Source organism: Mesorhizobium sp. M0601 (assembly GCF_040320845.1).
GTDB lineage: Bacteria > Pseudomonadota > Alphaproteobacteria > Rhizobiales > Rhizobiaceae > Mesorhizobium.
Map to the genome: position 1 here is coordinate 43,830 of NZ_JAMYQK010000025.1, position 26,105 is coordinate 69,934.

Annotated in this window: 30 protein-coding genes; 14 read left to right on the forward strand and 16 right to left on the reverse strand. The window is 63.5% G+C overall.

Annotated elements, in window-relative coordinates; genetic code table 11:
* Window positions 1–44 precede the first annotated feature (44 nt).
* On the reverse strand, window positions 45–872 hold the full coding sequence (locus NKI41_RS21145; protein ID WP_352541634.1) for an alpha/beta fold hydrolase: 828 nt from the start codon (window positions 870–872) through the stop codon (window positions 45–47).
* Between the two features lie 126 nt (window positions 873–998).
* On the opposite strand from NKI41_RS21145, the gene NKI41_RS21150 reads away from it, so the two are divergent.
* Window positions 999–2,027: a GlxA family transcriptional regulator gene (locus tag NKI41_RS21150; protein WP_352615799.1), complete on the forward strand. Its 1,029-nt coding sequence runs from the start codon at window positions 999–1,001 to the stop codon at window positions 2,025–2,027.
* 439 nt (window positions 2,028–2,466) lie between these two features.
* On the opposite strand, the gene NKI41_RS21155 is transcribed toward NKI41_RS21150, so the two are convergent.
* From NKI41_RS21155 to NKI41_RS21170, 4 genes are read right to left on the reverse strand one after another with little or no spacing between them, the layout of a single operon-like run.
* Window positions 2,467–2,802 (reverse strand): hypothetical protein, encoded by a 336-nt coding sequence (locus tag NKI41_RS21155; RefSeq protein ID WP_352615716.1) that lies wholly within the window; start codon window positions 2,800–2,802, stop codon window positions 2,467–2,469.
* Between the two features lie 10 nt (window positions 2,803–2,812).
* Window positions 2,813–3,514, reverse strand: a complete 702-nt coding sequence (gene hdaA, locus NKI41_RS21160) for a DnaA regulatory inactivator HdaA (RefSeq protein ID WP_352685021.1) — start codon at window positions 3,512–3,514, stop codon at window positions 2,813–2,815.
* Window positions 3,515–3,519: 5 nt separating this feature from the next.
* Window positions 3,520–4,716 (reverse strand): AI-2E family transporter, encoded by a 1,197-nt coding sequence (locus NKI41_RS21165; protein WP_352615714.1) that lies wholly within the window; start codon window positions 4,714–4,716, stop codon window positions 3,520–3,522.
* The gene (locus NKI41_RS21170) at window positions 4,688–5,245 is read right to left on the reverse strand and encodes a CDP-alcohol phosphatidyltransferase family protein (protein ID WP_352472672.1); all 558 of its coding nucleotides are present in this window, start codon (window positions 5,243–5,245) and stop codon (window positions 4,688–4,690) included. The genes NKI41_RS21165 and NKI41_RS21170 overlap by 29 nt, the downstream gene beginning before the upstream one ends.
* Window positions 5,246–5,634: 389 nt before the next feature.
* Here NKI41_RS21170 and purM point away from each other — a divergent pair, with 389 nt between their 5' ends.
* Genes purM through NKI41_RS21200 form a run of 6 tightly spaced genes read left to right on the forward strand, consistent with a single transcriptional unit; the run spans window position 5,635 to window position 8,909 of the window.
* Window positions 5,635–6,699 (forward strand): phosphoribosylformylglycinamidine cyclo-ligase, encoded by a 1,065-nt coding sequence (purM, locus tag NKI41_RS21175; RefSeq protein ID WP_352472623.1) that lies wholly within the window; start codon window positions 5,635–5,637, stop codon window positions 6,697–6,699.
* Window positions 6,696–7,400 (forward strand): phosphoribosylglycinamide formyltransferase, encoded by a 705-nt coding sequence (gene purN / locus NKI41_RS21180; RefSeq protein WP_352501881.1) that lies wholly within the window; start codon window positions 6,696–6,698, stop codon window positions 7,398–7,400. Before purM ends, purN begins: the two co-directional genes overlap by 4 nt.
* 59 nt (window positions 7,401–7,459) lie before the next feature.
* A complete protein-coding gene (locus tag NKI41_RS21185) occupies window positions 7,460–7,747 on the forward strand; it encodes a type II toxin-antitoxin system ParD family antitoxin (protein WP_352457662.1) in 288 nt (95 codons plus the stop codon).
* On the forward strand, window positions 7,740–8,033 hold the full coding sequence (locus NKI41_RS21190) for a type II toxin-antitoxin system RelE/ParE family toxin (protein WP_352684968.1): 294 nt from the start codon (window positions 7,740–7,742) through the stop codon (window positions 8,031–8,033). The genes NKI41_RS21185 and NKI41_RS21190 overlap by 8 nt, the downstream gene beginning before the upstream one ends.
* A gap of 18 nt (window positions 8,034–8,051) precedes the next feature.
* A complete protein-coding gene (locus NKI41_RS21195; RefSeq protein ID WP_352684970.1) occupies window positions 8,052–8,384 on the forward strand; it encodes a hypothetical protein in 333 nt (110 codons plus the stop codon).
* 9 nt (window positions 8,385–8,393) lie between these two features.
* Complete coding sequence (locus NKI41_RS21200) at window positions 8,394–8,909, forward strand: SixA phosphatase family protein (RefSeq protein WP_352684972.1); 516 nt, start codon at window positions 8,394–8,396, stop codon at window positions 8,907–8,909.
* Between the two features lie 110 nt (window positions 8,910–9,019).
* On the opposite strand, the gene NKI41_RS21205 is transcribed toward NKI41_RS21200, so the two are convergent.
* The 8 genes from NKI41_RS21205 to NKI41_RS21240 all read right to left on the reverse strand — a co-directional run bounded on the left by NKI41_RS21205 (window position 9,020) and on the right by NKI41_RS21240 (window position 18,565).
* Window positions 9,020–9,292: a DUF680 domain-containing protein gene (locus NKI41_RS21205; RefSeq protein WP_352472618.1), complete on the reverse strand. Its 273-nt coding sequence runs from the start codon at window positions 9,290–9,292 to the stop codon at window positions 9,020–9,022.
* 276 nt (window positions 9,293–9,568) lie between these two features.
* On the reverse strand, window positions 9,569–9,802 hold the full coding sequence (locus NKI41_RS21210) for a DUF680 domain-containing protein (protein ID WP_352472617.1): 234 nt from the start codon (window positions 9,800–9,802) through the stop codon (window positions 9,569–9,571).
* A 370-nt stretch (window positions 9,803–10,172) separates the two neighbouring features.
* A complete protein-coding gene (locus tag NKI41_RS21215; protein ID WP_502899638.1) occupies window positions 10,173–12,395 on the reverse strand; it encodes a cation:proton antiporter domain-containing protein in 2,223 nt (740 codons plus the stop codon).
* 185 nt (window positions 12,396–12,580) lie between these two features.
* On the reverse strand, window positions 12,581–13,279 hold the full coding sequence (locus NKI41_RS21220) for a DUF2270 domain-containing protein (protein WP_352472615.1): 699 nt from the start codon (window positions 13,277–13,279) through the stop codon (window positions 12,581–12,583).
* A 56-nt stretch (window positions 13,280–13,335) separates the two neighbouring features.
* Entirely contained in the window at window positions 13,336–15,444 is a 2,109-nt protein-coding gene (locus NKI41_RS21225; RefSeq protein WP_352684977.1) for a molybdopterin-containing oxidoreductase family protein, read from the reverse strand.
* A 69-nt stretch (window positions 15,445–15,513) separates the two neighbouring features.
* Window positions 15,514–15,738 carry an SMI1/KNR4 family protein gene (locus tag NKI41_RS21230; RefSeq protein WP_352684979.1) on the reverse strand — a complete coding sequence of 75 codons (225 nt, stop codon included), beginning with the start codon at window positions 15,736–15,738 and terminating at the stop codon, window positions 15,514–15,516.
* A 315-nt stretch (window positions 15,739–16,053) separates the two neighbouring features.
* On the reverse strand, window positions 16,054–17,931 hold the full coding sequence (locus NKI41_RS21235; RefSeq protein ID WP_352684981.1) for an ABC-F family ATP-binding cassette domain-containing protein: 1,878 nt from the start codon (window positions 17,929–17,931) through the stop codon (window positions 16,054–16,056).
* Window positions 17,932–18,385: 454 nt separating this feature from the next.
* Window positions 18,386–18,565, reverse strand: a complete 180-nt coding sequence (locus NKI41_RS21240) for a hypothetical protein (protein ID WP_023677659.1) — start codon at window positions 18,563–18,565, stop codon at window positions 18,386–18,388.
* Window positions 18,566–18,697: 132 nt separating this feature from the next.
* Between NKI41_RS21240 and NKI41_RS21245 the strand changes: the two genes are divergently transcribed.
* From NKI41_RS21245 to NKI41_RS21255, 3 genes are all read left to right on the forward strand, one after another.
* Window positions 18,698–18,871 (forward strand): hypothetical protein, encoded by a 174-nt coding sequence (locus NKI41_RS21245; RefSeq protein WP_023677660.1) that lies wholly within the window; start codon window positions 18,698–18,700, stop codon window positions 18,869–18,871.
* Window positions 18,872–18,965: 94 nt separating this feature from the next.
* Window positions 18,966–21,047 carry an ATP-dependent helicase gene (locus NKI41_RS21250; RefSeq protein ID WP_352684983.1) on the forward strand — a complete coding sequence of 694 codons (2,082 nt, stop codon included), beginning with the start codon at window positions 18,966–18,968 and terminating at the stop codon, window positions 21,045–21,047.
* Between the two features lie 164 nt (window positions 21,048–21,211).
* A complete protein-coding gene (locus NKI41_RS21255) occupies window positions 21,212–21,514 on the forward strand; it encodes a DUF982 domain-containing protein (protein WP_352472610.1) in 303 nt (100 codons plus the stop codon).
* Between the two features lie 12 nt (window positions 21,515–21,526).
* Here the strand turns inward: NKI41_RS21255 and NKI41_RS21260 are convergent, their stop codons facing one another.
* From NKI41_RS21260 to NKI41_RS21270, 3 genes are all read right to left on the reverse strand, one after another.
* A complete protein-coding gene (locus NKI41_RS21260) occupies window positions 21,527–22,315 on the reverse strand; it encodes a GGDEF domain-containing protein (RefSeq protein WP_352684985.1) in 789 nt (262 codons plus the stop codon).
* Between the two features lie 130 nt (window positions 22,316–22,445).
* Window positions 22,446–22,742: a hypothetical protein gene (locus NKI41_RS21265; protein WP_352684987.1), complete on the reverse strand. Its 297-nt coding sequence runs from the start codon at window positions 22,740–22,742 to the stop codon at window positions 22,446–22,448.
* Window positions 22,743–22,756: 14 nt separating this feature from the next.
* Window positions 22,757–23,269 carry a DinB family protein gene (locus NKI41_RS21270; protein WP_352472607.1) on the reverse strand — a complete coding sequence of 171 codons (513 nt, stop codon included), beginning with the start codon at window positions 23,267–23,269 and terminating at the stop codon, window positions 22,757–22,759.
* 71 nt (window positions 23,270–23,340) lie between these two features.
* On the opposite strand from NKI41_RS21270, the gene NKI41_RS21275 reads away from it, so the two are divergent.
* From NKI41_RS21275 to ndk, 4 genes are all read left to right on the forward strand, one after another.
* Entirely contained in the window at window positions 23,341–24,051 is a 711-nt protein-coding gene (locus tag NKI41_RS21275) for a glutathione S-transferase family protein (RefSeq protein ID WP_352684989.1), read from the forward strand.
* Between the two features lie 313 nt (window positions 24,052–24,364).
* The gene (gene bluB / locus NKI41_RS21280; protein WP_352684992.1) at window positions 24,365–25,000 is read left to right on the forward strand and encodes a 5,6-dimethylbenzimidazole synthase; all 636 of its coding nucleotides are present in this window, start codon (window positions 24,365–24,367) and stop codon (window positions 24,998–25,000) included.
* A gap of 145 nt (window positions 25,001–25,145) precedes the next feature.
* Window positions 25,146–25,421, forward strand: a complete 276-nt coding sequence (locus tag NKI41_RS21285; RefSeq protein WP_352684994.1) for a DUF1905 domain-containing protein — start codon at window positions 25,146–25,148, stop codon at window positions 25,419–25,421.
* Window positions 25,422–25,680: 259 nt separating this feature from the next.
* On the forward strand, window positions 25,681–26,103 hold the full coding sequence (ndk, locus tag NKI41_RS21290; protein ID WP_023677669.1) for a nucleoside-diphosphate kinase: 423 nt from the start codon (window positions 25,681–25,683) through the stop codon (window positions 26,101–26,103).
* The last annotated feature ends 2 nt before the right edge of the window (window positions 26,104–26,105 follow it).

Sequence of the window (26,105 nt, forward strand, 5' to 3'; positions counted from 1 at the left end):
GACGGACACCACGAGCCCGCGCTGCCCGTCCGACATGTAAGCCGTCAGCCCTGGATGAAGGCCAGCAGATCCGGATTGATGATCTCCGGATGCGTGGTGCACATGCCGTGCGGCAGGCCCTTGTAGACCTTGAGCGTGCCGTGCTTCACCAGCTTGGCCGCAAGCAGCGCGGAATCGGCGATCGGCACGATCTGGTCGTCGTCCCCGTGCATGATCAGGACGGGCACGGCAATCTTCTTGAGATCGTCGGTGAAGTCGGTCTCGGAAAAGGCCTCGATGCAGTCGTAATGAGCCTTGGCGCCGCCCATCATGCCCTGGCGCCACCAATTGTCGATAGCCCCTGGCGAGACCTTGGCGCCCTCGCGGTTGAAGCCATAGAACGGGCCGGCCGGCACGTCCCTGTAGAACTGGGCGCGGTTAGCGGCCAGAGCCGCGCGAAAGCCGTCGAAGACTTCGATCGGCAAGCCGCCGGGGTTGCTGTCGGTCTTGACCATAATCGGCGGCACGGCGCCGATCAGCACCGCCTTGGCAACACGGCCGCCGCCGCCATAAAGCGCGACGTAACGCGCCACCTCGCCGCCACCGGTCGAGTGGCCGATGTGGATCGCATCCCTGAGATCGAGATGCGCCGCCAGCGCCGCAACATCGGCGGCGTAGGTGTCCATCTCATTGCCGGTCGCGGTCTGCGACGAGCGGCCGTGCCCGCGGCGGTCATGGGCGATGACGCGGTAGCCCTTTTCGAGGAAGAACAGCATCTGGTTGTCCCAGTCGTCTGAGCTCAGCGGCCAGCCGTGATGGAACACGATCGGCTGGCCCTTGCCCCAATCCTTGTAGAAAATCTCGGTGCCGTCATGGGTGGTGAATGTGCTCATCGTCCTACTCCTTGATGGAAAAGTTAGGGGTAACAGGGAGTTTTAGCCCCTTCAGCTGGACAAATTATAACAGTGCGGCCAGGGTGAGCATTGGCAAAACGGACATTCAACGTGGCAAAACTGACAATGACGGCGGCGCGTGATCTGATCGAAATCGGCCTTGTCTTGTATCCCGGCGTGCAGGAAGCAGCCGTGCTCGGCCTGACCGATCTTTTCATGCTGGCAAACCGGCTGGCTGTCGAGCGGTCGCCCGAGGCGGCGAGGCTTCGCGTCAGTCATTGGCAATTGGAGGACGCGGGCCACACCGTAGTCCGCACCTTCGACAGCGACCCCGGCGCCGACAATGAACCAGCCATGGTTATCCTCCCGCCGACCTTGGGAGATCCGATCGCTCGGGAAGCAGCCGCGCCCTATGCCGGCTGGCTCAGGGACCGTCATGCGGCAGGCGCGACGCTCGGTTCGGTCTGTGCCGGCGCTTTCGTGCTTGCCGAGACCGGCCTGCTGTCGGGTCGTGCTGCGACCACGCATTGGGCCTATCGCGACGCGCTGGCGCTACGCTTTCCAGACATCCTGCTCGACGCCGACAGGCTGGTCATCGACGATGGCGACATCATCACCGCGGGCGGCTACATGGCCTGGACTGATCTCGGCCTGAAGCTGGTGGACAGGGTGCTCGGGCCGACCGTCATGATGGACACGGCGCGTTTCATGCTGGTCGACCCGCCGGGCCGCGAGCAACGCTTTTACAGCCCGTTCGCGCCGCGGCTGACCCACGGCGACGAAGCGATCCTCAAGGTGCAGCACTGGCTGCAGGCGAACGGCGCGCGCGATGTGACGCTTGGCGCCATGGCCGATCACGCCGGGCTGGAGGAGCGGACTTTTCTGCGGCGCTTCCGCAGCGCCACCGGCCTCAAGCCGACCGAATATTGTCAGCACCTGCGCGTCGGCAAGGCGCGCGAGATGCTGGAAACCACGATACGAGCGATCGACCAGATCGCCTGGGAGGTCGGCTATGACGATCCCGGCTCCTTCCGCAAGGTATTCGCCAGGATAACCGGCTTGGTGCCCGGCGACTATCGCCGGCGCTTTGGCGTGGAACGAGCGGCGCTTGGGGGAGACGATCGGTCTGAAACGGTAGCGAGGCTAGAGCAATGACGGACCGACCAATCGCGACCTGCGATGAGTGCGGCAGCACGTATTTTTCCGACAGCAGCGCAATGGCCAGTCTATGTGCCGAATGCGCATCTCTGCTCTATGGATATCCAAACTGCGAACATCATTTCGAAAGCGGCCGATGCACGGCCTGCGGGTGGGACGGCTCTCGATCAAAATACGTCGCCGACATCATTTCCAGGCAAGACCGACAGCGTTGAGAATAGCGCTATCAGCTGGCGAGAAAATCACACTTCAAGGCGACTGGTCGGATCCCGCATATGGCAAGCTCGCCGGGAAGAGAACCCCAACCGCCCCATCTCCCGGCGAGCCTACAACCTGATTTGGTACGCAATCAGGACCGGGGTTAGCCGGCAAGCTGTCAGGTGCAAGACAGATGCCAGGTTTGTTTCCCGAAATGAGACACCGGCCGAGGTAAGAACTAGGTATATGCACCTTCCCCGGCCCAGCCAAAAACCATTGGCCGTAGTTCTTCAAGGGCGGCTTGCAGCATTTCGGGAGACGCGTGGCGTTCCTCTCTAGCACCCCATTGTGTAGCGCTTTTAGGATCCAGCACCGACGCCACAATGGTTACGTTGCCGTTGACGTCAGGCAAATTGAGCCACAACTGAGCACGACGATTGCCATTCTTGCCGTAAACCCAGATAGAACGGACATCGTCGTCGCGATATTTCGTGGCGACCCGTATTCCGTGCCGATTTGCCCACGACATCAGAAACGGATCAATGATGTCGTATGCACTGAATTCAGACGTCATTTTGTATCCTCTAAATCTCGAACTCGCCCTGCCCTTCATCCATGGCGCTGACGGTCTCGGCTGCGAGGGCTCGCGTTATCGGCGTCTTGCGCTCCAGTGCGGTGCGGTCGAGCCGTTCGACCACCCGCATGGCAGTGGCCAGCGAGCGCTCGATGCGGCGCACCAGATATTGCACGACATGCGGCTCGACCTCGACCTGGCGGTCGGCGAACAGCTTTGTGATGACGCCGGCCAGCAGAAGATCGTCGGGTTCGTGGATCTCGACGGTCGCCGCCGCCTTCAGCCGCGACGCCAGGTCGGGCAGCGTGACGCCCCAGGCGGACGGGAAGCGCCGCGCCGTCAACAGCAAGCTCGAGCCGGCGCCGCGCACCGCGTTGATCAGGTGGAAGAGGCCGTGCTCATCTATCGGTTCGGCGTCGACATCGTCGATCAGGGCGGGATGCGGACCGAGGTTTTCGATGCAGTCGCCGATGCGGCCGGCCTCCACTTTCACGGCGTCGGCGCGGGTCCGCCAGATCGAGGCCAGATGGGTTTTCCCCGAGCCGGCCGGCCCGGCCAGCACAACGACCGGCGACGGCCAGTCCGGCCAGCGGTCGACAAGCGCCGCCGCCTGGCTGTTGGTGCTGGAGACGACGAGCTCGTCGCGCGAATAGCCGGTGCCGTGGCCTAGATCGAGCGGCAATTGGCGCGGCGGATCGATCTTGTCCGGCATCTGGCTCAACCGCGCGCGCCCCCGCGGCGGCGCACCTGCAGCGGCGGCACCGGCTCGTCGGCGTGGCCCTTGTAGAGCGGCGATTCGAGATAGCGGGCGATGGCGAAGCGCACCAGAACGGCAACGGCGGCGGAAGCCGGAACGGCGATCAGCAGGCCGACGAAGCCGAACAGCGCGCCGAAGGCAAACAGCGCGAACATCAGCCACACCGGATGCAGGCCGACGCTTTTGCCGACCAGTCGCGGCTGCAGGATATTGCCCTCGATGAACTGGCCGACGAAGAACACGCCGGCCACCGCCGCGATCATGGTCCAGTCGGGCCAGAACTGGACGAAGGCGACGCCGACGGCCAGCACCAGGCCGGTCAGCGAGCCGACATAGGGGATGAAGGAGATCAGCCCGGCGAACAGACCGATGAGGATGCCGAAATTCAGGCCCGTCAGTGTCAGCCCGGTGGCATACATAGCGCCGAGCACCAGGCAGAGCGTGCCCTGGCCGCGCACGAAGCCGGCGGTCGCCGTGTTGATGTCCCTGGCGATCGTCCTGACGGTCTTGACATAGTCGCGCGGCACCCAGCTGTCGACGATTGTCACCATGCGGTCCCAGTCGAGCAGCATGTAAAAGGCGACGACCGGCGTCACCACGAACAGGCTGACCACCGAGACCAGCGCCACGCCGGAGCTCCAGATCGAGGTGAACACGGTGGTCAGGAGGCCGAAGCCGGAGGTCAGCAGCGAGTTCAGGCCTTCGCGCAGGCCGTTGGCGTCGACGCCGAATTTCTCTTCCAGCCATTTCGGGTCGAAGCTGGTGATCAGGCTCTGCAGCCGGGTCAGATAGTCCGGCAGCTTGCTGGCGAAATCAGCCATCTGCGAGGCGAGCACCGGAACCAGGATGACGACGGCCAGCACCAGGACGACGATGAAGGCGATGAGGATGACCACCGTCGCCATCAGCCTGGAGAGGCCGAGCCGCTCCAGCCGGTCGGCGACAGGGTCGAGGAAATAGGCGAGCACCATGCCGGCGACGAACGGCAGAAGGATGCCGCTGAAGACATAGAGGAAGACGGCGAGGATGATGGCGCTGATCAGCCAGAAGCGGATCTGGCGGCGAAACGATGCCGATGCCGCAGCCTCCGCTGCCGCAGCCTCAGCTTCAGCGTCGATGGACCGTTCGTCAGGTGCCGGGTGTGGAGCCTTCGCCATAGCCGCTCATATGCCTCAGCCAAGCCACGAGATAGGCCGCGGCCGAAGCCACGGTCAAGACCCCGGACAGCAATATGAGGGCCGGCCTCAGCGGATCGAGATGGATGTCGAAGGCGAGTTCGCCCAACACCACTGCCGCCAGCACGATCTGGATCGCGGTGTTGGCCTTCGACACCAGGAGCGGCTTCATCTCGACGGGATGCGCCATGACGGTGGACAAAAGCACGGCGCAGACGATCAGTGCGTCGCGCGACACCATGGTAACGACCAGCCACAGCGGCAGTTCGCCGCTGAAGCCCAGGACCACGAAAACCGAGACCAGCAGCAGCTTGTCGGCCATCGGATCGAGATAGGCGCCGAGCCTGGAAAACTGATTGAAATGGCGGGCGATGAAGCCGTCGACGCCGTCGGAAATGCCGGCAATGAGGAAGCCGGCAAAGGCCCAGTCCCAGCGGTCCTGCAGCATGGCCAGCACCACGGCCGGCACCAGCACGAAGCGCATGATCGTGATCATGTTGGGGATGGTCAAACGCATATCCCGTCGCTCTTGTTTGCCGATACATGATGGAGATGGAGGGTTACGGCAAGTAAGAAGCGACACAGGAACGCGAAGGCTAGCGTGAACCACCCCCCTCTGTCCTGCCGGACATCTCCCCCTCAAGTGGGGAGATTGGCAGCTTCATTTATCGCGCCCTTCCTGCAACGTTGCAGGTTGGCGAAAGCCGAGGCGACATCCAATCTCCCCACTTGAGGGGGAGATGTCCGGCAGGACAGAGGGGGGCGCGAAGGATCGCCACATTCGGAACTGCAGGGCCTGCCAACCTTTGTTATTATCGGGGGCAAAAGCTCCACATCCCGCCGTTATCCTTGCGGACCGAAACCGTTCATGCGAAGAGCCCGAGAAAGCAGGGAAAGAGTATGAGCAAGCGCAAGAACGGGCTCACCTATGCCGAAGCGGGCGTCGACATCGACGCCGGCAATCTCATGGTCGAGAAGATCAAGCCGCTGGTGCGCGCCACCCGCCGGCCGGGCGCCGATGGCGAGATCGGCGGCTTCGGCGGTTTGTTCGACCTCAAGGCCGCCGGCTTCACCGATCCCGTGCTGGTGGCCGCCAACGACGGCGTCGGCACCAAGCTGAAGATCGCCATCGATGCCGGCAAGCACGATACGATCGGCATCGACCTCGTCGCCATGTGCGTCAACGACATCGTCGTGCAAGGCGCCGAGCCGCTGTTCTTCCTCGACTATTTCGCCACCGGCAAGCTCGATCCCGACCAGGGTGCCTCGATTGTCGGCGGCATTGCCGCCGGCTGCCGGCAGGCCGGTTGCGCGCTGATCGGCGGCGAGACGGCGGAGATGCCCGGCATGTATCACGACAAGGATTATGACCTTGCCGGCTTTGCCGTCGGTGCCGCCGAACGCGGCCAGTTGCTGCCGACCGACGACATCGTCGAGGGCGACGTGCTGCTCGGCCTTGCCTCGTCGGGCCTGCATTCGAACGGCTTTTCGCTGGTCCGTCGCATCGTCGCCGTAAGCGGCCTTGGCTGGGGCGATCCGGCGCCGTTCAATGACGAGGCGACGCTGGCCGAGGCGCTGCTCGAACCTACCCGCATCTACGTCAAGTCGATCCTCAAGGCGATCCGCAACACCCACGGCATCAAGGCGCTGGCCCATATCACCGGCGGCGGCTTTCCCGAAAACATCCCGCGCGTTCTGCCCAAGGATTTTTCGGCCGAGCTCGATCTCGGCGCCATCGAGGTGCCGCCGGTGTTCTCATGGCTGGCCAAGACCGGCGGCGTCGCGCCGGAAGAGATGATGCGGACCTTCAATTGCGGCATCGGCATGATCCTGGTCGTCGCCTCCGGCCAGGCGGCGCAGGTCGCTGCCGTTCTGCAGGAGGCCGGCGAGACGGTGACGCCGATCGGCCAGATCGTGCCGCGCCGCGATGCCGGCGTCATCTATCGGGGCTCGATTGGCCTATGAGGAAACGGACGGTCGTACTGATCTCGGGGCGCGGCTCCAACATGACGGCGCTGGTTGCGGCGGCGAGCAACCCGGCCTATCCGGCCGAGATCGTCGGCGTCATCTCCGACCGCGCCAATGCCGCCGGCCTTGGCATCGCCGCGGCGCGCGGCATCGCCACCAGAGTGATTTCGCGCTCCGACCATGCCAGCAAGCAAGCGCATGACGAGGCGATCGATGCGGCCCTCTTGTCGTTCGGCGCCGAGATCGTCGCGCTGGCCGGCTACATGCGCATCCTCGGCGCGCGCTTCGTGGAGAAGTGGCAGGGCCGCATGATCAATATCCACCCTGCCCTGCTGCCTGCCTTCAAGGGGCTGGATACGCATGCGCGGGCCCTCCGCGCAGGCATGCGCATCCATGGCTGCACGGTGCATTTCGTCACGCTCGACATGGATGACGGGCCGATCATCGCCCAGGCCGCCGTGCCGGTGATGGTCGGCGACAATGAGGACACGCTGGCCGCGCGCGTGCTCAAGGCCGAGCACCAGCTCTATCCGCTGGCGCTGGGGCTGGTCGCCGAAGGCAAGGCGCGAATGGAAGGCGGCCGCACGGTGTTTTCGCGCTTCGCCGACGATGCCGACAACGCCACGTCGGTGGTGATCGCGCCCGACCCGCTGCGCGAAGAGACCGATCTCGAGCACCTGGCGCGGATAACGCCGTAAGAGTCAGTTCTTGAATTTGGTAGCAAATTTTGCTACCGTTTTCGTGAGGAGACGGCTTGATGGCGACAGTCGAAAAAGTCAGCGTAGCGCTTTCCCCGGAACTGCTGGACATGGTCAAAGGCGCGGTGGCCAGCGGGCAGTACGGTTCGGCAAGTGAAGTGATCCGCGAGGCACTGCGCGAATGGCGGCTTCGCCAGCCCTTGCGCGAGGCCGAAGCGGAGCGGTTGCGGAAAGCCTGGACGGAAGGGCTGGAGAGCGGTCCGTTTGCGCCGTTCGACATCGAGGACATAAAACAGAAAGCCCGCAGCCGGTTGGGCAACACCAGCAAAAACCGGCGGAATGGCTGACATCCGCATTGTCCACAGCCCGGCGGCAGAAGACGACCTGATCGATATTTGGTTTGGCATTGCAAGGGACAACCCGCTTGCCGCGGACCGCTTTTTGGATGCTATTGCCGTGCGCATCGTGCAATTGGGCACATTCCCGGAATCCGGTCCCAAGAGGCCCGACATCGCTGCCGAGGTGCGGGCGTTGACGATCGGCAACTATCTCGTGCTTTATCGCCTGGCCGAACAGCGCGTCGAGATCGTCCGCGCCGTACACGGCGCCCGCGACGCTTCGGCACTGTTTTGATAGATTGCGGACAAGCAAATGGACGTTTTCGACAGCGCGATCCGGACAAAGCGTGATCTGGCCGGCGTCTTCGAGTACGACGAGGCGGATGATCCGAAAAGTGCCACGGCATATTTTTATCTCTGTCGGATCGAGGACGGACGAGTAGGTCCCGTCGTCGGTGCAATTCACGTTCGATCGGGCGATTGGGCCATCACTGAAGCAGACATTTTGGTCAGATGGGATAAAGATGAACGGCATGTAGGCCTGTTCATCTTTGGTGCGCTTTGGGCGAGTTTTGATACCGCCATGGGCACAAAACATGGCGGCGGCTATGGGAAAGACTTTCAGCCCGACATCCCTTGGACTTGAGTTGAATCCATGAAGCAACTGCTGCTCCTGCGTCACGCCAAGTCGAGTTGGGACGATCCCGACCTCATCGACTTCGACCGGCCGCTGTCCGCGCGCGGGCTGAAGGCAGCACCACTGGTCGGGCGCGAACTGGCCCGGCGCGGCTGGCTGCCGGAGCTGGCGCTGGTGTCGCCGGCGCTGCGCACCCGCGACACGTGGCGGCTGGTCTCGGCGGAATTGCCGGCGAAGGTGCAGGCCAAATTTTCCCAGGCGCTCTACGAGGCAGCGGCGGCGGACATCCTCGCCAAGGTGCGGCAAGTAAAGGCGGGGACTGGAACACTGCTGGTGCTTGGCCACAATCCCGGGCTGGAGGAGTTCGCGCGCGGGCTTGCCGAGGCTGGATCGGACCAAGCGGCGCTGAAGAAGCTGGCGGAGAAATACCCAACCGCGGGCCTGGCTCGGTTCGACGTCGACGGCGATTGGACCGGTCTCACCTTCGGCAGCGCCCGACTGACGCACTGCATTTGGCCGAAGGATCTTCGCTAGGGACTGCCCGACAGGCCGGGGGATCGCCGACCTTTCGACCAAACCCGGCTTCGCACAAACAAAAGCGGCGGGCCAACCCCGCCGCTCTTCGTGCTCCGGGGTTTGAGGAACTATCGGCCCCAATTGCCCCGGCCAGATTGGGGCACTACGGGTTGATCCGTGCCGAACCGGGTCGTCGCCTCGGTGTCGACGGCGTTGTGCTCGGCCGTCAGCGGCTTGCGGATGGAACCGGTAAACCCGCTGTCGATGGTGCCGACAGGCGCGTTGCCAACAGGCGCGGCCGGCTGGTTGACGCCGTCCGAACCATAGTGATCACTGCCTGCAAAGGCGCTGCCCGTGGCGACGAGGACGATGGTGGCGACGGTAAGAGCAGTCTTGGTCATTTCAGGTACTCCAATGTACTGGTCATTCGTGAGTTGTCGTTGCTTTCGACGCATTCGAGATGAGAGCGCTGTCCGCGCCGACGAATACGCACCCGGCTTTTTCCGACGTGCACGTTGCTGGACGATTTCAGCAACCGAGATTGTGGCTACAGATGAAACCTGCAAATCAAAGTATTCGATTGGCGCAGGATACTATTCGGCGCACACGCCCGTTGATACGCGAAAGCAAGAGTAGCGGGCCAAGCCCGCCGCTCTTTGTGTTGCGGGCAGTGATAATCAGCGGCCCCAGATGCCTTGGCCGGATTCAGGCGCCACCGACTCGGAGGTTGTCTTGGCACCGGTATGCTCGGAAGTAACTGGCTTGCGGATCGAACCAGTGAAGGTGTTGTCGACGTTGGCAGCAGCGGCGGCCGGCTGGTTGACGTTGTCCGAGCCATAATGGTCGCTGCCGGCAAAAGCAGTGCCGGTGGCAACGAGGATGGCGGCGGCGGTAAGAGCGAGCTTGGTCATTTCGGTACTCCGGTAGTTCTCTGGTCTGTCCGTCAAGTGGCGTGCCTCGGGAGGAATTCGCGTCGCTCGGACCACCCCGAGGTGGGTCGGCAAGTCTGTCGTTTCCAATCACGAAAATTTTGTGCGGGTGCGCCAAATTGGCCGCTTGAAATTCGACATGCAGCTCCTTGCGCCACAATTTTCTTATTTCTTTTCAGCTAGTTATGCGGTCAGTGGTGATTTGCCGCGCGAACATTCTTTGAGCCGGCGTCACCCTTTCCTGTACTCTCTGGCACCAGAACCGAACCGTTCGGTTCGAGTTCTTTTACGTTTGGCTGATCAGCGCTTTCAGAGGCTCGATCGACATTCCTGCCGACGGGCGCCGTGAAATTCACGCTGCCAGCTCAGCGCCGGCGGCATCGTGCTTGGGCCGCGCGCTGGCCAGAAGCACGACCGGGCAGTTGCAGGCGGCTAAAACAGCGCCGGCTGTTTCACCGAAGAACAGGTCCTCACCCGGACGTTGGGTGACGCCCATCACGACGATCGCCGCTCCTTTGGCCGCCTCCCGGGTGATCGCCTTGTCGGGTGTGACGCGGGTATGGAACGCTGTGTCGATATGCAGGCCGTAGCGGCCCGCCAGATCAGCGATGTCTTTCAGGACGGCCTCTTCGCGGCTATGCGACACCGATGTCGACCTGCGGCCCTTGGCTGCCTTTTGCGAGACGTAGAGAACCTTGATCCGCGCCCGGTTTGGACGGGCCAGCGCCAGCGCCAAGTCGGCGGCGCGACGCGCCACCTGGGTACCGTTGACGGGGACGAGAATGCTGGTGCCGGCCCTCAGCGTCGGCATCTTTTCGCCAGCATTGCCGCCGTTCAGGACCAGGCAAAGCGGGCCGTCAAATCCTGCGGCAATGTCGTTGAGGGCCGGCGCGAAGGCGCCATCGGCGGTCAGCACATTGTCCAGGCCGACCAGCAACAGGCCGTATCCCTTGCGGGCCTCTTCGGCAATCGTCTCACCCGTGGCATCCAATTCGGTGCGGGCCGTCAGATGGACTTTGTCGACAAGCGTATCTTCGATCCGTTTCACCGCCTGAGCGCTCTTTTTTGCACCCTTTTTGATTTCCTGGAGGGCGCGCTCCTGTCCCTTGCTGTCGGTCGGCCTGTCAACTCGGCCGTCTTTCGGCTGAAGCAAGGTGGTGGGCAGGCGAAGCAAGGTGGTGGGCATGCCGCTGCCTCCGCCGACCAGTCCGGCGAGATATGCGGTGAACTTGCCGATCCTGCTGTCGTCGACCAGCACCAGCAGCCTCTCCAGCCTGGAAATGAAGCCGTATTCGTCCAACGCCTCGCGCTCGACACGCTGCTGCTCGTCGTGCCCAACCGGCAGCCGGCCGAGCGCCCAGCGCAGCATCGGCGGCATGGCCAAGGTGGTGATCACGGCCATGGTGACAATCATGGTGAAGAGATTGTGCGACAGGATGTTCATCGACAAGCCGATGCTGGCGACGATCACCTCGGTCGAGCCGCGTGCGTTCATGGCACTGCCGACGGCGATTGCTTCCTTGAGCGACATGGCGGCGAGCTTGGCGCCGATGAACGCGCCGCCAAACTTGCCGATGCTGGCGATGATCACGAGAGCGCCCGTCAGCATGGCAAGGGTTGGATCGGCGAGCACTGTGAGATCGGCGGAAAGCCCCGCCATGCCGAAGAAGATCGGCATGAACAGCGCGGTGATGACGCCGCGCAGCTGACCTTCGATATGGCTGGAGAGGATGGGCGATTCCCCGACCAGGATGCCGGCGACGAACGCCCCCAGCACGGTATGGACGCCTATCAGATTAGTGATCAGCGCCATCGCTCCCATGATGATGAGGATCATGGTGATCACTGCAAACTCGCTGCGGAATTGATCGTTGGTCCAGCGGATCAAGGTGAAGACAAGACGGCGGCCAATGGTGAAGGAGAACACCATGAACAGTGCCACCGCGGCGATGGTGGTCACCAGCGGCGCGAACTGTAGCTTGCCATTGGTGGCGATGCCGAAGGTTACGGCGATGACCAGCCAGCCGATCGTGTCCTCGATGATCGCCGAGGAAATAATCACCTGTCCGAGGTTGCGGCGCATGAAGTTCATCTCGCGCACCACCATGGCGACGACCTTGACCGACGAGATCGACAGCGCCGTGCCCAGGAACAGCCCGGCGACGGTGCGCTGCGTGGGGTCAGCCAGCAATGCGTCCGGCAGGAACTGCGCCAGCGCAAAACCGAAGATGAAGGGCACCACGACGCCGGTAGCCGAAATGGAAAAACAGGCCGCGCCAACCCGGCGCACCAGCCGCAGGTCCGTCTCCATGCCGGTCAGCAAAAGCAGCATCAGGATGCCGAGCTGCGAGACGGCGTCGATCATGCCCTTTTGCGCAGGATCACTGGGAAAGATCAGGTGCTGGGCCGACGGCCACAGCCAGCCGAACAGCGAAGGACCGAGCAGGATGCCGCCGATCAGTTGGCCCATGATTGCCGGCTGGCCATAACGCTGCAGCACTTCGCCCAAGCCGCGCCCGACAAGCAGCAGAAGCACGATCTCGGCGACGAAAGCGCCTTCGCCCGAACCACCCATGCCGGAGGCCCGGGTACCGGCAACGAGCGTCTGCGCTGCCCAGGCCGCCCCCGCGGGGACGAAAGCGCAAACCAGCAGCGCCAGGCTGGAACGTGTCGGAGCCTGCCAAGCCATGAAGCCCCCATCGCCCAATGCACGTGTCCAACAACGCGCGACAGGGCGTTGCGTTGCTAGACAGGGCGTTGCTAGACGTGGACATCTCCAAAGGAGAGTTCGCCGTCGTCGCTCTCTGTCAGAAATGCTGTCACCAGCAGGCCTGCATAGAGGACGGCGACCAGCACGACGATGACGGCGCCCGGAATTGGACCCAAGGCAGCACTGGCGACGGCCTCACGCATCGACCCGACGAAGCCGATGCGGACACCTTCGGTCAGAAGACTGGGGGTCGACAGTTTGAGGATCCAGGCCAGCAGCAGGATCAGCAGCATGTAGATGTAATTGCGACGCAGGCGGCGCGCCAAAGCCATGCGTTGCGAAATCAGGAATTTCGGCGCGCGCAGGCTCTCGCCGACGATCAACAGCCAATCGGACGCGAAGTCCGGCTGCGGCGAGAATATCTGCGCGAAATAGTGCCGTTCGAACTGGCGCACGCGAGCCCGGTAGAAGTCGAAGAAGCGATATCGGCGGGCCTCTATCCACAGCAGCAGCAGAACAAGCAGCATGGCAAACAGCAGCACACCATGGTGAGCGCTGGCTGTCGAAAGCGAAACGGACAGCATTGCTGCGACAACGGTTATCGCCCAGTTGCTCGTCCGGTCCAGGCGGTCACGCCACCCAGCCATGCGCGCAATCTCGGCGCGATGAAAGTGGGACATCGTGGTCACGAGTTCGCCGGACGACAGTGTCCTTCCGATGGGATCCGGCGCCGGCAACACTTCTGCCATGACAATGCCTCCACCCGCCACGCGAAAACGGCCGGATGGAGATATCGTTCCGACGCTCAATCCGCCGGGCGCAGCCAGACCTTGTTGTCGTGGAAGGCGGCGCCGCCATAGGGCGCCGGCGCATCGGCGCCGGTCAGCACGTTGATGCCCTCGCCGCGCTCATGGGCGCTGTTCGGCCAGATGCCTTCGGCGACGACGACGCCGCGCTTAATGCCGTCGAACAGCTTTGCGTGCAGCACCACCTCGCCACGCTGGTTGCCGACCTCGACACGGCCGCCGTCGGCGACGCCGAGTGCCGCCGCATCATCGGGATGCAGGAGCAACTCCGGCCTTCCCTCCTTCGCCTTCGACACCGGCGTTTCGGCAAAGGTCGAATTGAGGAAATTGCGCGCCGGCGAGGTGGTCAGCCGGAACGGATGCTTCTCATCAGCCACCTCGATCAGGTCGACGTGGTCGGGGAATTCCGGCAGGTTCGCCACGGGTCCGAACAGGCCCATGCTTTTCGGCGGCCGGTTGGGTGCGGCCTGGCCCGTCCAGTCGGCGCGGAAATGGAATTTCTTGTCGGCATGGCCGAAGCCGTCCAGGAAATGTGCGGCCTCGAAATCCGGCTGCAAATCGACCCATTTCTGCTCTTTCAGGCTCGAAAAGCTGCCCAGCCCGCGCTTGCCCAGGATGATGTCGATATGCTGCTGCTCGGTCATGCCGAAGCCAGGACGATCGGCGACACCGAGCCTTTTGCCGAGCTCCTCGATGACGAAATGGTTGGTGCGCGGACCTTCCGGCGGATCGATCAGCTTCGGCCCGAGGGTGATGTGCTGGTTGCCACCGCCCTTGTAGACGTCGTCATGCTCGAGAAACATCGTCGCCGGCAGCACCACGTCAGCGAGCTTGGCGGTGTCGGTCATGAACTGCTCGTGCACGCAGGCAAACAGATCGTCGCGCAGAAAACCTTGCTTCACCAGCCGCTGCTCCGGCGCGACATTGACCGGATTGGTGTTCTGGATCAGCAGCGCCGTCACCGGCGGGCCGCCATAGAGCGCATCCTCAGCCCCGGTCAGCACCGGGCCGATGCGCGAATGATCGAGATGGCGGATCGAGGGATCGCGCATCCGCGTGCCTTCGAGCAGCTCCTGGTTGAGCTTGAAGATGCCCGAATTGGAATGGAAGGCGCCGCCGCCCTCATATTGCCAGCAGCCGGTAACCGCGGCGATCGCGGCCGCGGCGTGCATGTTGACCGAACCGTTGCGCTGCCGCGAAAAACCGTAGCCGAGGCGAAAGTAGGTCTTCTTCGTCGTGCCGACGAGACGGGCGAAGGCCTCGATTTCGTCGACGGAAAGCCCGGTGATGTCTGCGGCCCATTGCGGCGTCCGCGTATTAAGATGCGCTTCCAGACCGTGCGGATCGTCGGTGTATTTTTCCAGATAGGCGCGGTCGGCCATGCCGTCACGGAACAGCACGTGCATCACCGCGCAGGCCAGCGCGCCGTCGGTGCCGGGCTTCAGCACCAGGCCGAGATCGGCCTGCTTCATCGTTGCATTTTCGTAGACGTCGATGACGACGATCTTGGCGCCGCGTTCCTTGCGCGCCTTGATGGCGTGGGTCATGACGTTGACCTGCGTGACCACGGCGTTGGTGCCCCAGATCACCACGCAGTCGGACTTTGCCATTTCGCGCGGGTCGGGGCCGCGCAGCGCGCCGGCGCCCATCATCCAGCCGGTCCAGGCCAGATTGGTGCAGATCGAACCGAAGAAGCCGGAATATTTTTTGGCGTGCCTGAGCCGCTCTATGCCGTCGCGCTGCACCAGCCCCATCGTGCCGGCATAGTAATAGGGCCAGACCGTCTCCGAGCCGTATTTTGCCTCCGCCGCGATGAATTTTTCAGCGACCAGATCGAGCGCCACCTCCCAGCTCGCTTCCTTCCAGGCGCCGTCGCCCTTGGCGCCGGCCCGCACCAGCGGCTTCAGCAGGCGGTCGGGATGATGGACGCGATCGGCGTAACGGGCGACCTTGGCGCAGATGACGCCGGCCGTATAGCTGTTGGCCTTGGCGCCATGGACGCGGCCGATGCGCCTGGCGTCGAGCAGCTCGACCTCGAGCGCGCAGGTCGAAGGGCAATCATGCGGACAGGCCGAATGGCCGATTTTGAGCTTGGCGTGCTGATTCATGGGAGCAAACTAGCTGGTTGATATGGCGACGTGTAGGGCCAGATGGGCGGGCCTACATCCCCCTCTGGGCTATTCGTCGGAAAGGCCGATCAAGTCCAAGAATGCATCAAAGTCCGGCGCAATGGGCCAAACGCTTTCGACAAGATCGATATTTGTCATGTCAAACGCAACGAGCGGATAAAGCCCCACTGTGCGTAGATCGAACGCAATCGCCTCGCCGCCCCCGTTGCTGCCGATAACGAAAAAACCCGGAAAGAACTCCTTGAATGTCCCCTGTTGCTCTATTTCGATCACCTCTTCCGCAGCGTGCAAGGCAAGCCATAGCGGCTGGACTGGCAGGGGCCCTCACCACCGTTGCTGAAAGAGAGAAGGGCAACATAGCCTTCAGGCAGGACCAAAGGCCCCACGTCCCTGAGTTTCTCGATCGCTTCGTCTGACGCTCCATCTTTTTTGCGCCACTCCCGACCTTCAAGCATCTCATTCACCTCCTACCGCGAACCATTTGGGTATCCGGGAACGTACCCGGCCACATGACGCGACACGCTTGAGCAACGCGTCGTAGGCGCGGCATTTCGGGTATCTCCCGCGAGGGGGGAGATTGCGCTCTTCCTACTCCGCCGTGCCTTCCTCGTACTCCGCCGACATCGACAGCCATTTTTCCTCATGGCCGACCAGCTGTTGCGCAAGTTGTGAGCGCTCCTTGGCCAGCCTTGTCGCGGTCGACGGGTCCTTTTCGTAGACGGCCGGGTTGGCGAGTTCGTCCTCGATCAGGTCGATGCGCTTGCGGAGGCGGTCCATCAGCGCTTCGGTGGCGCGGATTTCCTTGGCCAGCGGCTCGAAGGCGGCGCGGCGCGCGGCTGCGTCGCGGCGGCGGTCGGCCTTCGAGGCTTTGTCCGCCTCGCGCTTGCCGCGGCGGTCGCCGGAGACGCCGGTGACCAGCGTCTTATAATCCTCGAGATCGCCGTCATACGGATTAACCGCGCCGTCCTTGACCAGCCACAGCCGGTCGGCGGTCGCTTCGAGCAGATGGCGGTCGTGCGAGATCAGGATGACCGCGCCGGGAAAATCGTTCAGCGCATGGATCAGCGATTCGCGGCTGTCGATATCAAGATGGTTGGTCGGCTCGTCGAGGATGAACAGGTTCGGCCCCTCGAAGGCCGACAGGCCCATCAGGAGCCGCGCCTTTTCGCCGCCAGACAGATCCTTGGCGGCGGTGTTCATCTTTTCGGTGGTCAGGCCGAACTGGGCGACGCGGCCGCGCACCTTGGATTCCGGCGCATCCGGCATCAGCCGGCGGACATGCTCATAGGCGTTTTCGTCGGGCCTGAGGTCGTCGAGCTGGTGCTGGGCGAAGATTGCTACCTTCAGCCCGGGCGCCACCGTCATGCTGCCGGTCTCCGGCTTCAGCCGGCTGGCCAAAAGCTTGGCGAAAGTCGACTTGCCGTTGCCGTTGGCGCCGAGCAGCGCGATGCGGTCGTCGGCATCGATGCGCAGCGTCATCTTCTTCAGGATCGGCTCGCCCTCGACATAGCCGACATTGACGTTGTTCAGCGCAATGATCGGCGAGGCCACCGTCTTCACCGGCTCGGGGAAGGAGAACGGCCGCACCGTGTCGTTCACGATCGCGGCGATCGGCTTCATCTTCTCCAGCGCCTTGATGCGCGACTGCGCCTGCCTCGCCTTGGAAGCCTTGGCGCGGAAGCGCTCGACGAAGGATTCCATGTGCTTGCGCGCGGCTTCCTGCTTGACGCGGCCCTTCTCCTGCAATTCGCGCTGCTCGGTGTATTGGCGCTCGAACTGGTCGTAGCCGCCGCGCCAGAAGGTCAGCTTCTTCTGGTCGAGATGGACGATCGAGTTGACGGCGCGGTTGAGCAGGTCGCGATCGTGCGAAATCAGCAGCACGGTGTGCGGGTATTTCGACACGTAGTTTTCCAGCCACAGCGTGCCTTCGAGATCGAGGTAATTGGTCGGCTCGTCGAGCAGCAGCAGATCGGGCTCGGCAAACAACACGGCGGCCAGCGCGACGCGCATGCGCCAGCCACCGGAGAAGGACGAGGCCGGGCGCCGCTGCGCGGCATCGTCGAAGCCGAGGCCGGCGAGAATGGTGGCCGCGCGTGACTCGGCCGAGTGCGCATCGATATCGGCCAGCCGCATGTGGATGTCGGCGATGCGGTGCGGATCGGTCGCCGTCTTTTCCTCTTCGAGCAGTGCACTCCGCTCAAGGTCGGCCTTGAGCACGATCTCGATCAGCGGCTCCTCGGTGCCCGGCGCTTCCTGCGCCACCTGGCCGATGCGCGTGTTCTTGGGCAGGCTGATCGAGCCGGTCTCGGAGGCGAGGTCGCCGGTGATCGCCTTGAACAGGGTCGTCTTGCCGGTGCCGTTGCGCCCGACAAGGCCAGCCTTGCTACCGGCCGGCAAGGTCAGTGAGGCATGGTCGAGAAGCAGGCGTCCGGCCATGCGGAGCGAAAGGTCGTTGATGATCAGCATGGCCGGGCTTTTGCACGGGAAAACCATGCTTCGCAAGGGCTTGAGCCCCGGTTCGCCGCATAAGCCGCGAAAACCGACAAAGCTGGTGATGTCGACCCCGCGCGCCGCGACTTCCCGCAAAACGCAAAAAGAACCCGCTATCCTGAGGGGGGACAAGGAGAGCGGGCTCTTTCGTGAACGGCGGCCTTGGGAGCGTCCGATCGACATCCAAACACGCAGCAGCTTGGTTTGTTCCATGGGAAGAATGAACTATGTGATGAACAAACGCTGCTGTGGCCGGCAGGTTTGTCCACAGGGGCGTGCCGTCTGTACGCTATCGACCATGACGCTGCGGAAAGACTCGGCTATCCTTGGATGTGCGGCGGGCCTGATCTCCGCCTGGCCGGCGCCATCAGCTTCCTCCCAAGCGGCGCCGGCCACCTTCCTTGACCGGCGCCGACGCCATTTGAGGCGGTCATTGTTTCGGCGGCGTGCCGGGCTGATCGCCGCCGGTCGTCGACTTCGGCACCGGATTCTTGTCGACCTGCGGGTTCTGATCGACCGTGTCGCCAGGGGCCTTGGTCGGCTGGATGTTGTTGTCGCAACCCGCAACAGTCAGAGCTGCCATAAGCAGCAGGATTGAGCGCTTTTTCATCGCAGTCTCCTCTCGCCCGACAACGAGGCGTCGGCGATTTGGTTGCGCGGCCGGTGTCGTTCCCGCATTCGCCAAGGGGCCCGGGAACAAAATGCCGCGTCTCCGGTTGCTGCACAATCAATGGAGGAAGGCATGATCCGTCTGCTCATCGCCGGGGCAATCGTCTATGTCGCCTATCGCGTCGCCAAGAAAGTGATCGATGAGGTGCCCGACGATTTCGATCCGCTGCTGTTGCCACCGCCACAGGACGATCGCGAGGCGCTACGGCGGCAATCGGCAAGGATGGGCGTCGAGCCCGAGCGTTAGTCGACAAGCCTGCCCGCAAGGCTTCTTCGCTCACGGGGCCTATTCCGGCTCCGCAAACCGTTGCGAACAAAGCAGAAACGATGCTTGATGGGCGATGAACCTCGCCGCCCGTGATTCGTCCTTCCAGCCAGCCTATCTGGCGAAGCTCAACGCCGAGCAGCGGCTTGCCGTCGAACATGGCGACGGCAAGATCGCCGGGCCGTTGCTGGTGATTGCCGGCGCCGGCTCCGGCAAGACCAACACGCTGGCGCACCGGGTCGCGCATCTGATCGTCAGGGGTGCCGACCCGCGCCGCATCCTTTTGATGACATTTTCGCGCCGTGCCGCAGCGGAAATGGCCAAGCGGGTCGAGCGCATCGCCGGCGAGGTGCTGGGGCGCGATGCCTCGGTGATTACCGATGCGCTGAGCTGGGCCGGCACGTTCCACGGCATCGGCGCCAGGCTGCTGCGCGATTATGCGCTGGAGATCGGTCTCGATCCGGCCTTCACCATCCACGATCGCGAGGATTCCGCCGACCTGATGAACCTCGCCCGCCACGAGCTTGGGTTTTCGAAGACCGAAGCCCGCTTCCCGACCAAGGGCACCTGCCTTGCGATCTATTCGCGCGCCGTCAACGCACAGGCGGCGCTCGGCGAGGTGCTGGGTTCGGTGTTCCCGTGGTGCGCCGGCTGGGCCGAACAGCTGAAGCAATTATTCGCACGATATGTCGAGGCCAAGCAGGCGCAGAATGTGCTCGATTACGACGACCTGCTGCTCTACTGGGCGCAGATGGCCGGCGAGCCGGAAATCGCCGCGCATCTGGGTGCGCGTTTCGACCATGTGCTGGTCGATGAATACCAGGACACCAACCGGCTGCAGGCATCGATCCTGACGGCGCTCAAGCCCGACGGATCGGGGCTGACGGTGGTCGGCGACGACGCGCAGTCGATCTATTCGTTCCGCGCCGCGGAAGTACGCAATATCCTGGATTTTCCCAAGCAGTTCGCGCAGCCGGCGGAAGTCGTCATGCTGGAGCGCAATTACCGCTCGACCGAGACCATCCTGGCGGCCGCCAATGCGGTGATCGGCGAAGCGTCGGAACGTTTCACCAAAAATCTCTGGACCGAGCGCAAATCTGCGGAAAAGCCGAAGCTGGTCAGCGTGCGCGACGAGACCGAGCAGGCGAGCTATGTCTGCCAGGCGATACTCACCGAACGCGAGGCCGGCACTGTTCTCAAATCACAGGCGGTGCTGTTTCGCGCCTCGCACCATAGCGGCCCGCTGGAGATCGAGCTGACGCGCCGCAACATCCCCTTCGTCAAGTTCGGCGGGCTGAAATTCCTCGATGCCGCCCACGTCAAGGATATGCTGGCCGTGCTGCGCTTTGCCGAAAACCCGCGCGACCGCGTCGCCGGCTTTCGCGTGCTGCAACTTCTGCCGGGCATCGGCCCTTCGGCCGCCAATGCGATCGTCGAGACCATGGCAAATTCGCTTGACGAGACGATGGGGCTTGCCCGCTATCGGCCGCCGCAGCGTGCCGCCGACGACTGGCCGGGCTTTGTCGCGCTCTATAGCGGCCTGCGCGCCGGCGCGCAAAAATGGCCGGCCGACATCGAACAGGTCAGGCTCTGGTACGAGCCGCATCTGGAACGCATCCACGAGGATGCAACGACGCGCCGGGCCGATCTCCTGCAGCTCGAGCAGATCGCTTCCGGCTATGCGTCGCGCGAGCGCTTCCTTACCGAGCTGACACTCGATCCGCCGGACGCGACCAGCGACGAGGCCGGCCCGCCACACCGCGACGAGGATTATCTGATCCTTTCGACGATCCATTCGGCCAAGGGCCAGGAGTGGAAGAACGTCTTCGTGCTCAACACCGTCGACGGCTGCATCCCGATCGATCTCGGCGTCGGCAGCAAGGAGGATGTCGACGAGGAGCGGCGGCTGCTCTACGTGGCGATGACGCGGGCCAAGGACAGCCTGCACCTGGTCATGCCGCATCGCTTTTTCGTCCATGGCCAGGCGGCGCGCGGCGACCGCCATGTCTATGCCTCGCGCACGCGCTTCATCCCGCGCTCGATCCTCGGCGCCTTCGAGCAGGTGGCATGGGCCAGCGTCCAGGCCAGAGACGATCCGCGCCGCCAGCCGCAGGTACGTGTCGACCTCGGCGCCCGCATGCGCGGCATGTGGAAATAGGCACCCGCCTCGACGTCGGCGCTGCTCGCCCGGCGACCGCTCCCGGAGCCGGCGAAAAAACAATCCCGGCAACATGGAACCTCGCGCCGTGATCCGCGTTTCTGCCCGACCCCCAGACCGGAGAACGGCGTCCGCCGTGACCTCCGCCCATTCGAGAGGCCAGAATGCACGACAGGACGTTTTCCACCCCGGTCGCCCTAACCGTTGGCGCCGGCTACAAGCGTACGATCGCTTCGTTCTCCGAGATGCACGAATTCCTGACCGAGTTCCCGCCTTCGCGCCGCCGGCTGAGCTATGGCGCCGCGGTGAAGGCCTGCGAGGCGGCACGTGCCGGCGATATCTCGCCCGAAGCGGCACGCGACGCCCTGATCACCTTTGCCGTAACGGCAGGCATCCTCTGGCCGGCCGCCCAGCCGGCGGTCTCGGTCAAGCCGGTCGCCCGGGGCCTCGGCGGCTACGCCGCCTGACAGAAACGACCATCAATGGACCGTCATCGGGCCGCCGCCCGGCGGGTCGCCCGCTGCCGCGGTTTCGAAACTGACCTGATCGCGGCCGTTCGATTTGGCCCTGTAAAGGTGCTTGTCCGCCACCACGAACATCTCGGCGTAGGTGGTCGGCCCGCTGAAGGCGACGCCGCCGATGCTGACCGAGAGAGGACAGGGCCGGCCGCCAGGCGAGAACTCCGCCTCACGGACGCGCCGGCGAATTGTCTCCGCCACCAGCCAGGACTGCGAAGGATCTGCGCCGGGAAGGAAAACCGCAAATTCCTCGCCGCCGATCCGGCCGACGATGTCGGCGCCGCGCAGCTGGCCCTGGATTGTCCTGGCGATCAGCTTGAGCGCCTGGTCTCCGCAGTCGTGGCCGAGGCGGTCGTTGACGGATTTGAAATGGTCGGCATCGACGATCAGCAAGGCTCCGGCATTTACGACGGAATGGCTGCGGGCCTGTTCGAGATAGGCCTCGACGAGCATGGAAAATGCACCCCGGTTGAATACCGCCGTCAGGCTGTCGGTCGCCGCGACGACGGCCAGTACCTTCTGCGCGATCGCCAGCTGGCGCATTTTCCACATGAGGAAGAAGAAGAACGAGCTGGCCAGGACAAGCGGCAGCAGCAGGTCTGTGAGCTGCGCCCGCCACAGCGCTTCCGGCGACAAATACGGGAAATTGAAGGAATCGACGAGGAATGCGGCTGCAATGCAGACTGCCGTGCCCGCGACGGTAACCGCCACGACCCTGCCCCAGCTCGTCGGGGACAAATCGATCTGCATGCTTTTGCTCCTGCTTCAGCCGGCTACCTTGAAGCAACAGCGCAAACGAAGTCCTAAGACTTTGCTTCAATTCGATCGCAGTCGAAGCGAAACCAGCCGTCGAGATGGCGGCCAGATAAGGAGATCGGTCCTAAATCAGCTGCCGTCTGATGCTCATCCGGGTGACCGCGGTCACAAGAATGGCGCCGATCATGAAATAGATGGTCGCGACAATGTCGCCCTGGTGGAAATAACCGGAGTTGAGAAGCGCCAGGACCACGGCGAAGAACGCCACGAGGCGCAAGGGTTCATTGGGCATGCGTGCCAATTCTCGCTGTTGCTGCTGAATGCTGCTGAAGCGGCCGCCCTCACGACCGTCCGCTCCATAAAATGTTTCGGCGCGTTTTGCAATCTCGGCAGATTGTCCTCTATCCACCGTCCGCGTCACCAGCCGCCCCAGATTCAGGCGAAAGCCCTGCCCTCCTCGCTGCGCTGGAACATCGTCAGGTCCAGTCCGAGGCTTGGCTTGCCCAGAATGGTCAGGATCGCATGCGCCTGGCCGCGGTGGTGGGTCTGGTGGTTGAAGAAGTGGTCGAGCGCCGGCGCCAGCCGCTGCGAGACGGTGCGCATATCCGAGACGGTCATGTAGGAGAAGCGGCCCGACAGCGCCTTGTCGCTCAGGCCGTCGACCCAGTCGATGATCCGTTTGTCCTCGGCCTCGCGCGCCAGCCGCAAGCCTGGCAAGGCGCGGTGCAGGACCGTGTCGAGCCTTGCCGGCGCGTCGCCCTCGCCGGTGAAGCGTTTCATCCAGATACGGTCGGCTGCCAGGAGGTGGTTGAGCGTTCCCATCATCGAACCGAAGAAGACGCCGACATTGCGGTCGAACTCTTCCTCGTCGAGATCGGCGGCGGCATCGTAGATGCGGCCGTTGGCCCATTGATTGTAGGCCGCAAACATCCTGAAATGCTGTTTCATTCTCCCGACCTGCGAGACCCCCTGCGCGGGTCCGTTTCGGGCATAGTTAGACTGCAAGGACGCTGCCGCCAATGACCATTCTGCTCTATGACCTTGTCGGACGCGATGCCGCCCGCCCATTCAGCCCACATTGCTGGAAGGCGGCGATGGCGCTGGCCCACAAAGGGCTCGACATCACCAGCGTGCCGACCCGTTTCGTCGAAGTGCCGAAGGTGGAAGGCGGCGTCTCGAAGCTCGTTCCGGTGATCCGCGACGGCGAGACGGTGGTCGCCGATTCCTTCGCCATCGCGCTCTATCTCGAGGAGACCTATCCCGAGCGGCCGACGTTGTTTTCCGGCGACGGCGGCAAGGCGACGGCGCGCTTCATCGAACGCTGGTCGCAGCTGACCATCCATCCCTACGTCACCACCGCTGAGATACTGGACCTGCACGCTATGCAGGACGAGGCGAACGCCGCCTATTTCCGGCAGAACCGCGAGCAGCGCTTCGGCAAGCCCCTGGAGGCGGTTTACGCCACCCGCGACGCCGGGCTCGCCGGCTTCCGCGCCTCGCTGGAGCCGCTGCGCTCGATGCTTGGCTATCAGCCCTTCATCGGCGGCCGGTCGCCGCTATTTGCCGACTACATCGTTTTCGGCGCGCTGCAATGGGCGCGCATCGCCACGCCCTACCGGCTGCTCGACGACAGCGACGTCGTGGCGCAATGGTTCGAACGATGCCTCGATCTGCATGGCGGCCTCGGCCGCAACGTCGCGGCGGCAGCGATCGCCCCGCTCGAGAGTTGAAATCGGCAGTTTTTATCGGAGGCGCCACATTTTGTTCTTGCTTTGTGCCGGCAGCTATGCTACTAATCTCAATATGGTGATGATTCGCACCGACGCCCGCCCGGCCTGCCGAGGCGGGTTTTGTTTTGCCGATCGAGGTCCAACGGCGTTGCCGGCAGGGATGTCGTCCGGCCTTAGCTGCAAGTTGCCAGCCGGCGAAATGCGACAATGCGGGTAGACGAAGTGTCGCTCGAAGCGCCTCATCAGTGCCTGGATCGAAGCAAACAAGACGAACATCCGGCGAACCGGGCAATCACAACAAAGGCAGCGCGCCATGACGGCAAACCCAGAGTTCCCGGCCGATTTTCGCGCTGCGCTCGCCAACCTTTTCCTGTGGCGGCGCGACGTCAGGCGGTTCAAGCCGACGCCGCTCCCCGATGGAGCGCTGGAGCGGCTGCTCGAGCTTGCCAGCGCCGCGCCGTCCGTCGGGCTGAGCCAGCCCTGGCGCTTCGTCGTCGCCGAGAGCGAAGCATGCCGCGCCGCCGTCAGGGCCTGCTTCGAGCGCTGCAACGCGGAGGCACTCCAAACCTTTTGCGGTGAACGCGCCGCCCTGTATTCGCGCCTGAAGCTTGCCGGCCTGAATGAGGCGCCCTGCCAGCTTGCGGTTTTCGCCGACCGCGCAACCGAGCAAGGGCATGGGCTCGGCCGCCAGACCATGCCGGCCACCATAGACTATTCGGCTGTCATGGCGGTCCACACGATGTGGCTGGCGGCGCGGGCCGAAGGAATAGGCATGGGCTGGGTCTCGATCCTCGATCCGGCGGAGATGGCGACGATCCTGGATGTGCCGCCGGAGTGGACGCTGATCGGTTACTTCTGCATCGGCTACCCCAGCGAGAACCACAGCGTGCCGGAACTGGAGCGGGAAGGCTGGGAAACCCGGCGGCCGTCTATCGTGACAAGGCGGTAGTGGAATGGCGGCGCTGCGCGGGGAAGAATGACTCCTCCCTGCAGGGCTGTGGATGTCATGGATGGTTTCGCCGATCGTCAGCATTGCCAGCAAGACACCATGGCAAAGCCAGTCGTGACGGGCTTGACCTGAGGAAGGGCATAGAATGTTCCGCTACGACATGCAGGCCGAGATCTGGGTCTATCCGGGCAAGGGCGGCTGGCATTTCGTGACGCTGCCGCCGGAGTGTGGGGCCCGGATCAAGACGGCGATGGTGGGGATGGCAAGGCCCTGGGGCTCGCTTGGCGTGGAAGCCGTCATCGGCCAGACCAGATGGCGGACATCGCTGTTTCCCGACCAGAAATCCGGCAGCCTGCTCTTGCCGATCAAGACCGCGGTGCGGGTGGCGAAGGCCTCGGGGCTGGCGACACGGCCAACCTGACGATCGAGATGCAGTTATGACGACGTTGTGTCAGGCTGACGACGACGCGCTATAGCCCAGTCGGTCGGATCCAAAGTGAGTACGGTTTCTGGAAAATCCGATGCTCAACAAAAAGATGAGCGGCGGCATGGTTCGACTTGAAAGTCCGCCGCCCCAGCGCAGAAATGCGCGCTGCGCCGGCCTCCCCTTGGCAAGCCGGCGGGCGGCTTGTATAGAGCCCGCCACCTTCAATTCCACTCTCCATGACAAGGACGATCCCATGGCGCTCGAACGCACTTTTTCCATGATCAAGCCGGACGCGACCCGTCGCAATCTCACCGGCGCTATCACCAAGATACTGGAAGATGCCGGCCTGCGCGTCGTCGCTTCGCGCCGGGTGTGGATGAGCCGCCGCGAGGCGGAAGGTTTCTATGCCGTCCACAAGGAGCGTCCGTTCTTCGGCGAGCTGGTCGAATCCATGTCGTCGGGCCCGACAGTCGTGCAGGTACTGGAAGGCGAGAACGCCATTGCCAAGAACCGCGAAGTGATGGGCGCAACCAATCCGGCAAGCGCCGCCGAAGGCACCATCCGCAAGCTGCACGCGCTGTCGATCGGCGAGAATTCCGTGCATGGTTCCGATGCGCCCGAAACCGCAGCGCAGGAGATCAAATACTGGTTCTCGGACACCGAGATCGTCGGCTGAGC